Genomic DNA, 4,531 nt, shown 5'->3' with positions numbered 1-4,531 from the left:
CACTAAGAATTCTATATATCTCCCACCATAGAACCCCTTTTTTCCCTTCAATGCCTTTTGAGTTTTTTAAAGTAGTGGCAACAGAATAATCTTGACAAGGGAAACCTCCGACAAGCATGTTACAGTCTGGAATATCCTCTGTCCTTACAATGTTTATATCATCGTTGCTATGGCCTTCAAGTCCAAATCGATGACAGTATATAATTGAAGCATCTTGACGTTTAGTTGAAGGCTCCCATTGATTGCTCCAAACAGTCTTAAAATGTGAATTAGCACGTTCTAAACCAATCCGGAATCCTCCAACTCCTGCAAATAATTCTACAACTCTAATGTCATTTTCTTCTACCTCCACCTTTTCTTCAGGAAATAAATTCATTTCCTTAGTTTTATATACTGAATTTCTATAATAGTTTAAAGCTGGACATAACGCTTTAGATGTTTCTTCTTGATTATCGAAGTTGTATTCTTTACTCATCATTATTGTTTTATTGAGCACTATGCTCAAATTTATTTACAAAAGTAATTTGTTTTTTGAAAGATCAAAAATTGTTTCATTCATTTTGTTAAATAATAAATATTTATTTTAGTTGGATATTAACTGTGTGTTTAATAACTCTAAATATGGATTCTGTATATTAATTATTTTTTTCATATTGTTTATTGATATTTAAGAACGTATCTAAAGGGAACTATATATAATATAAATTCATTTTATAGAAATAATATTTGTATTTAAGGCAACCGGTCGGGGCGTTGTAATTTCTGACATTGTTAGATTTTACCCGACCGGTTCCTTTTTTATTTATACCAGACTACGGGTCTGTTAAGTTGTTTGCTTACTTCGGAGAGTTGGGAGCGGAGTTTCATCAACTCGGTGTTGATCTGCATTCGCTCGGGTCCCTGACCGAAAAGGAAACGTTTGCTTCCCAGTTTTCGCATTTGGTGTTGCAGCTCCTGCTCCCGGGCCATCAGCCGGGGGCGATCGCTTTGCATCGTGCTTATAATATCTGCTTCGTCTGCCTCTGGAGATTGTAGCGGATTATCCGATACCAAACTTGCCAAATCCATTCCTGTGCTTTCCTTTAGTGCTTGCAGGTGCCCGGTTAATTGGGATTCTGCAACGATGGTGCGGAAGGCGCGTTTTCCTATGCGGCGGAAGAGGGAATCGGGGTCTTCGCCGGGTGGGAGAAGTAACTCGCTGGTCTGCATGCCGTGGCGATGGAGTACGGCGATGGCTGCGGCTGCGATTTCTCGTCCGCGGTCGTCGGCATCCATCAGTACGGCTACGCGTTTGGTGTAGCGCTTCAGCAGTTCGGCATGGTCGTCGGTAAAGGCGGCGCCGCACTGGGCAACGGTGTTCTTAAAGCCTGCTGCCACCATGGCCAGGGTGTCTTTGTAGCCTTCGGTCAGGAAGGCAAAGGTCTCTGTCCGTATGGGCTCCCCTGCCAGATGCAAGCCGTACAGGGTGCGGCTTTTGTTGTACAAGTCGCTTGTTTGGCTGTTTACGTATTTAGGGGTGTAACTCCTGTTTTCCTCCGTGATGGTTTGGGTGGTTCGTCCTGCAAAGGCAACCAGCCGGTTGTTTTCGTCGCGGATGGGGAATACAATACGTCCCCTCATGGCTTTAAACGCGCTGGGCACCGTACTTTTTGCCTGACTTACCTCAAAATCTACATAGGCTTGGGTAATGCCGTCGCAGTCGGGGTGGTATTTATTGCCATCCATCCAGCTGTGGTCGTCCAACTTTACCTCATGTATACGGGCCAGGGCGGGATGGTGTCCATACATCGACCGCATGAACTTCACGTTTTCGGCTTCCATGGCGGCAAGCTGCGCCGGTGTAGCGGCGGGCTTCTGTGCCCTGGCTTTTTCCCTTCGCGCGATTTGTTGTGGCGGAGGGGTTGATCCGTTGCACCATTCCTGGCGCAACAGATTAACAGCCTCGGCAAAGGTGCACGATTTTATTTTGCTGATAAAGGCGATCACATCACCTCCTTCGTTGCAGGCAAAACATTTAAAGATCTGCTTTCCGGTATGTACGTGCATGGAAGGGGTGGAGTCGTCGTGGAAAGGGCATAATCCTAAACACTTACCTCCTAATTTGTACTCCAGTTCAACGTAGGTACCTATCACATCTTCGATGTTCAGGGCCTCTTTCAGCTTCGCTATCTCTTCTTTGCTGTTTTCGTTCATGATGCTTAATAGTCGGAGATGCGGGTCATGTGGTTATTATAGCGGAATTTTGTGGTTCCGGTGGCACCGTTACGGTTCTTCAGGATGTTGATGTTGCCAATGCCCACCTTGGATTCGCCATCTTCGCCTTTACCATTGCCTTGCAGCTCGGGACGGTTGATAAAGAATACCACGTCCGCCGCCTGCTCCAGCACCCCGGAGTCGCGCAGGTCGCTCAGCTTGTGCTTGTAGTTGTCGTTCCGCTTCTCAATCTCGCGGTTCATCTGTGCCAAAACTAAGGCTGGGATGTTTTCCTCTACCGCCAGATCCTTGATGCGTTTCATGGCATGGCCCAACGAAGTAGCCAGGTTCTCTCCTTGAGCATGGCCCGTATCCAACTGGTTGATATAGTCCAGTACCAGGAAATCGCATTGCTTGCGCTTGCGTGCCAGCTTTACTTTGGCGCGGATATCTTCGGGGCGTGCTGCTGCAATGTAATCGATGTAGATGGGTAGTTTTCGCAACGTATCTTCGTTCAGGCTTTTGGCCACGGCAATCTCTGTTTCGGTAAGTCCGTGCATACGCAGGTTCTCCGGCGAAATGTCCGACATGGACATCAGGATACGACCGTATAACTGTTCCATGCTCATCTCCAATGAGATGATATAAACCGGTATTTTTTTAAGAGCAATCTGAACCGCCATGAAAAGAGAAATAGCCGTTTTGCCGTGGGAGGTAAGCGCCGAGGCAATGGTAACCTCGCCCCTCATAAAGCCGCCCATAATATCGTCCATTCCTTTAAGGCCGGTGGAATAACCTACCGAAGTACCGCCGTTCTCCAACAGGCGGGTGTGGCGGGCAACCACCTCCTGACCGATTTCACTGATCTGTCGGGTACTGGTGCTGTTTACACCCATGCCGGCAATCTCTTCCAGCTTGCTGTTTGCCAACTGTAGGATTTGCTCTACCGGAATGTCCCTGCTGCCGCACTTGCCCGAAATCTCCATGGCCAACAGACGCAGGCTGTTACGCTGATACTCTTCCACAATCAGGTCGGCATAGGTGGTAACGTGTACATCGTCCACTACAGAAAGAAGTCCGTCTCCCACGTAGTTTAGTCCGTTCATCTCGGCATAGAGCTCGTGGTCCAGGGCACGCATCTCGTGCTCTAAAAGCGTGTAGTCCATGGCTTTCCCTTTGTTGAAAAGCTCGATAATTCCTTTGTAGATCAAGGCCAGTTCGGGGCTTGTAAGCATTTCTGCTGTAACGCGGGGATAAACCTGACTGCTTTCGGCTACTCCGGTAAGGAGAGCGCATACGAAACTTAGTTCGTTTTTGAATCCAATATTTTCTGTTTTCATAATAATTCTGTTTTGTTTCAGTAGTAACAAATTGCCTGGTCGCGCCTCCCTGCCTTTCGTTTTTTCCTGTTTTTGTTTTATTTACATTTACCTTCCGATATTCAACCTGCAGAGTATCCATCGGAAGATGGTTTTTTTCGCAATTACTTATCCGTGTTTTTTTCCTGAAATTCAGGTATTTTACTTAAATCAATTTCCAGCTTTGGAATGTAGCAACCCTTTACATGATGCTCGGGGTAGTAGTTCTCTACCGAGACTCCCAGTTTCGCCTTCTTGGCTTTAGGGGCTGCCTCTTCTGCTGCTTTATCGCCACCATTGGTCTGCTTGTACTGGGCACTTTTTTTACCCACAATGCTATCGTAGCCCACCAGGGAGATGCGGGTGCCGCCTCTCACGCGTTCGATTTTCAGTATGCTTTCACTTTGGAAATCGGTCATGATGCGGTTCCATTGCTTGCGATCCAGATTGAAATATTCGGCCAGTTCTACTTGCCTGGCTATAAATTCGCCTCTGAAACAAACATATCTCCTTCCGTTGAACGTTACTTCTCCCTTTGCAAAATAGACTTTTTGGTAGAAGTAACTGAGGATCCTTGCTCTGAGGGCTGTTTTTTCGCAGCTGCTTCGCTCGTTATCCACAATCACACGGGGTATGTTGTAGTACCCGCTTTTCAGAAAATTTTCCATAGTGTAAAACTTTTTCATCGTATCGATTTTTGTTAATCATTTGTTGTTTTAATTAATTGTCCCCAAGGATGTCCCCATGTTTTCTTGGATTGAAGCGGGTTTCAGCGGAAAAATGTCCCCATGAATGTCCCCTTCTTCTTAAATATATTATGCATATTCAAATACTCTTTTAAAAAAAACCGGAATTCAAAGACTTTCCATTACTGATAAATGCTTCAGACAATCGCTATTGTCTTTCCGGATTTGTTTTGCCCTCCGGCCGGGCTTTGGTTAAATCGCATCCAAAAGCGGAGGAGATTTGTTTCGCATTTC

4 protein-coding genes are annotated in these 4,531 nt (G+C 46.0%); all 4 read right to left on the bottom strand.

Annotated features, from left to right (window positions below; translation table 11 throughout):
* On the bottom strand, nucleotides 1-478 hold a 478-nt coding region (gene dcm, locus AB7E53_RS14180), incomplete at its 3' end, for a DNA (cytosine-5-)-methyltransferase (RefSeq protein ID WP_446776409.1).
* A gap of 320 nt (nucleotides 479-798) precedes the next feature.
* Nucleotides 799-2,193 carry a CHC2 zinc finger domain-containing protein gene (locus AB7E53_RS14175; RefSeq protein WP_446776407.1) on the bottom strand — a complete coding sequence of 465 codons (1,395 nt, stop codon included), beginning with the start codon at nucleotides 2,191-2,193 and terminating at the stop codon, nucleotides 799-801.
* Between the two features lie 5 nt (nucleotides 2,194-2,198).
* Nucleotides 2,199-3,533 carry a replicative DNA helicase gene (locus tag AB7E53_RS14170; protein WP_446776405.1) on the bottom strand — a complete coding sequence of 445 codons (1,335 nt, stop codon included), beginning with the start codon at nucleotides 3,531-3,533 and terminating at the stop codon, nucleotides 2,199-2,201.
* A gap of 143 nt (nucleotides 3,534-3,676) precedes the next feature.
* Nucleotides 3,677-4,237, bottom strand: coding sequence for a hypothetical protein (locus AB7E53_RS14165; protein ID WP_446776403.1), 561 nt, complete (start codon nucleotides 4,235-4,237; stop codon nucleotides 3,677-3,679).
* Nucleotides 4,238-4,531 lie beyond the last annotated feature (294 nt).

Source organism: Macellibacteroides sp., from assembly GCF_050251695.1.
Classification (GTDB): Bacteria; Bacteroidota; Bacteroidia; order Bacteroidales; family Tannerellaceae; genus Macellibacteroides; species Macellibacteroides fermentans.
Note: the sequence above shows the minus strand (reverse complement) of the source record. Positions and strands in the feature narration are given on the sequence as shown.